The 3,196-nt window shown below is 56.0% G+C and carries 2 protein-coding genes and 1 pseudogene; all 3 read left to right on the top strand.

Annotated elements, in window-relative coordinates; all coding sequences use genetic code 11:
* Window positions 1-920 (top strand): annotated as a pseudogene (locus D1646_RS21645) (hypothetical protein); the annotation flags it as partial.
* A gap of 74 nt (window positions 921-994) precedes the next feature.
* Window positions 995-1,240, top strand: a complete 246-nt coding sequence (locus tag D1646_RS23545) for a doubled motif LPXTG anchor domain-containing protein (protein ID WP_347565272.1) — start codon at window positions 995-997, stop codon at window positions 1,238-1,240.
* An 86-nt stretch (window positions 1,241-1,326) separates the two neighbouring features.
* Entirely contained in the window at window positions 1,327-3,132 is a 1,806-nt protein-coding gene (locus D1646_RS21650) for a glycosyl hydrolase family 88 (RefSeq protein WP_160638423.1), read from the top strand.
* Window positions 3,133-3,196: the final 64 nt, after the last annotated feature.

A 3,196-nucleotide genomic window follows, 5' to 3' on the forward strand; every position in this document is an offset into this window, starting at 1 on the left:
AGATGCCGACGCCGATGCTGACGCGGATGCTGACGCTGACGCGGATGCAGACGCAGACGCGGATGCTGACGCCGACGCCGATGCGGATGCTGATGCCGACGCGGATGCAGACGCTGACGCCGATGCGGATGCAGACGCCGATGCAGATGCTGACGCTGACGCGGATGCTGACGCGGACGCGGACGCTGACGCTGACGCGGATGCCGACGCTGACGCGGATGCTGACGCTGACGCGGATGCTGATCCTCCTCCAGCGGCAGCTCCGAGGCGTCCTCAGGATGCAGACGCCGATGCAGATGCTGACGCTGACGCGGATGCTGACGCTGACGCGGATGCTGACGCTGACGCGGATGCTGATGCCGACGCGGATGCAGATGCTGACGCGGATGCTGACGCAGACGCCGATGCTGACGCAGACGCCGATGCAGATGCTGACGCTGACGCGGATGCTGATGCTGACGCAGACGCCGATGCTGACGCAGATGCCGACGCCGATGCGGATGCTGACGCGGATGCTGACGCAGACGCCGATGCAGATGCTGACGCAGACGCCGATGCCGACGCCGATGCGGATGCTGACGCTGATGCGGATGCCGACGCCGATGCTGATGCTGACGCAGACGCCGATGCAGATGCGGATGCCGATGCTGACGCAGACGCCGATGCAGATGCCGACGCAGATGCCGATGCAGATGCAGACGCGGACGCCGATGCTGATGCTGACGCAGACGCCGACGCCGATGCGGATGCTGACGCTGATGCCGATGCTGATGCGGATGCCGACGCCGATGCTGATGCAGATGCAGATGCCGACGCTGATGCGGATGCCGACGCTGATGCGGATGCTGACGCCGACGCCGATGCTGATGCAGATGCCGACGCTGATGCCGACGCCGATGCGGATGCCGACACTGACATAGACACTGAGCCGACGCCTCCCTCCCCCAGCACACCCAGCAATACCACTCCTCCGGTGGAGGTCCCTGATGAGAATGTGCCTCTGAACGAGCTGCCCGAGGATCAGACCGACATTGAGGAGGAGGATGTTCCCCTTGTTGATATGCCCGAAGAAATCGAGCAGCAGGAGGAGCCCACCGAGATCAAGGAAGAGGATGTGCCTCTGGCCGACGTGCCTCAAACCGGAGACAATTCCCATATCTGGGGGATCCTCACTGCACTTTCCGGCGCAGCGCTGATCTATCTGTCTTTTGGTAAGAAGCGCGAGGATGCCGACGAGTAATCCAATACCCTGAATCCTACGCACAGTGCGGCCTGGGCAACCGGGCCGCACTCCTTGCATTAAAGGGTTGAAATGGAGATGGAACTATGAGTAAACAGAATAAGAAACCAGAAAAAAGCAATCAACTTCAGCCCAAAAAGCTGCTGACTCTCTGTGCGGCGGCGGTGCTCCTTGTTGCGGCGGTGTGCTTCTTTGTCCGCGGCGGCAGGGAGACAGCGTCCAACACGGCAATTTATCAGGAAAAGCTGGCGCTGTTGGAGGCCAGTGCTTTTGAGAACCCGTCTGACCTGGGAAAAAGTCCCGCAGGCGGGCAGGCTGGACACGCTGTGTTCCTTTCTCTGTGCAATACAGAGGAACGATCCAGCGTATTCTGTGGAACGGGCGCTGATTTGCGTTCCGCATGGAGCGCCGCCAATGAAAAGGCGACGGCGTTTTTGACCGGCAGCAATTATGATCCCGTGTGGGTCAAGGCTGATGTGGTCTATACCTCCCGGGTCCTGGACGATTCGGAGCTGAATAAGGAGGTCCTGCGGGCACGCAGCGAGTTTTACCGCTATGGTATCGCTTTCGATCCCCGATATGAGACTGCCCTTCTGGAGGCGGAGCTCAACGGTGCAAAAATCTATGATTATGACAACGGCGGACTGGATTTTTCCTACTTGAACACCTATTTGAAGAAATCGGGGCGGGAGTCTCTGGAGGGCCTGCCCAATGCCTACACGCTGTTTCAATGCAAGGGCTGGCTTTGCGATGAAAATAAGGATGTATGGGCGCTGCGAGCAGACGGCCTGGACTATGGACGGCGGGCGGAGACTGTTGACGCCGACTATGCGCTGGAGCTTATTATGAACGCCTCCGCATTTCTGGAAGATCAGATTCAGGAGGACGGCTCTTTTGTTTATGGGATCTATCCCCGTTTTGACAATAACATCAATAACTATAACATTGTCCGCCACGCAAGTACGCTTTGGTCGCTGGCTTGCCGCTACCGGCTGGCCCCGGATGAGGAGCTGGCAGAAAAAATGGAGCGGACCATCGACTATATGCTTGACCAGGTGATCTACGACTCCCAGGGCCGGGCTTACCTCTACGAGGAAAAGTCTGATGAGATCAAGCTGGGCGGCTGCGGTGTTGCAGTGGTGGCTCTGACAGAATATATGGACGTATTCCAGAGTGACAGATATGCCGGCGTCTGCCGTGCCCTGGGAGAAGGTATCCTGTCTATGCTGGATGAAACCTCCGGCGAATATTACCACGTTTTGAACGGTGATTTTACACGCAAAGAGGAATACCGTACCGTCTACTATGACGGCGAGGCCACCTTTGCCCTGTGCCGCCTGTATAGCCTCACCGGCGACCCGCGCTGGCTGGAAGCGGCGAAATGTGCAGTGGCACACTTTATTGCCGCGGACTATACACAGTACAAGGACCATTGGGTTGCATACAGCATGAACGAAATTACAAAGCATATCCCGGACAATCAGGACTATTACGTTTTCGCTCTGGCCAACGCCCAAAACAATCTAAAGGTGATTTATGAGCGGGATACAACCTATCACACCTATCTGGAACTGCTGATGGCCGCATTTGAAACATATGACCGGGCCGTGGAGCATGGAATTGCGGTTGAAAATTTCGATTTGCAAATGCTTTTGGATACAATTTCTGTTCGCGTAGACCGGCAGCTGAACGGATATTTTTATCCCGAGTACGCTATGTACATGGCAAATCCCCAACGGATATTAAATACCTTTATGGTACGGCATGACGGTTATCGTATCCGCATCGACGATGTTCAGCACAATATCGGCGGCTATTACCTGTACTTCAAAAACTATGACAAATTGGTCTCCTTGGGTTATAACGCCAGCGATAAAACTGATGTGGTATAAAAAAAGTTGACACCTTTTCCTCAAGGGAGTAGAAAAAAGAGAAGAAGGAGGCGGAAAAGGCAAT

The sequence above is a fragment of the Pseudoflavonifractor sp. 60 genome, assembly GCF_009911645.1.
In the GTDB taxonomy this organism is placed as follows: Bacteria; Bacillota; Clostridia; order Oscillospirales; family Oscillospiraceae; genus Lawsonibacter.